Genomic DNA, 325 nt, shown 5'->3' with positions numbered 1-325 from the left:
GTGGACGGCCAGCCCGTGCTGGACCACCACGACAGCTTCCCGGCCGAGACCTATCCGACCTTCCTGGAAGGCGTCGCCGCCTTCATCGACGGATGCGAGGTCAAGCCGACCGGCGGCGTCATCGCCGTGGCCGGCCCCGTCACGGACGGCGCCATCGACCTGACCAACTCTCCCTGGCAGGTGTCGGAGAGCGAGCTGCAAACCCTGGGCCTGAAGACGGTCAAGCTGATCAACGATTTCGAAGCCCTGGCCTGGGGCGCGCCCGTCGTGCCGGCGGACCAGCTGGAAAGCCTGGGCGGGCCGGTCGACGGCGATCCGCATTCGA

Annotated in this window: 1 protein-coding gene; it reads left to right on the top strand. The window is 68.9% G+C overall.

From position 1 onward, the window contains the following. Positions 1-325: glucokinase (locus CVH10_RS19005; RefSeq protein ID WP_181244509.1), on the top strand; the 325-nt coding region annotated here is incomplete at both ends.

The organism is Halomonas sp. ND22Bw, assembly GCF_003011945.1.
In the GTDB taxonomy this organism is placed as follows: domain Bacteria; phylum Pseudomonadota; class Gammaproteobacteria; order Pseudomonadales; family Halomonadaceae; genus Halomonas; species Halomonas halophila.
The sequence above is the reverse complement of the archived record's forward strand: the minus strand, read 5'-3'. Positions and strand labels throughout refer to the sequence as shown.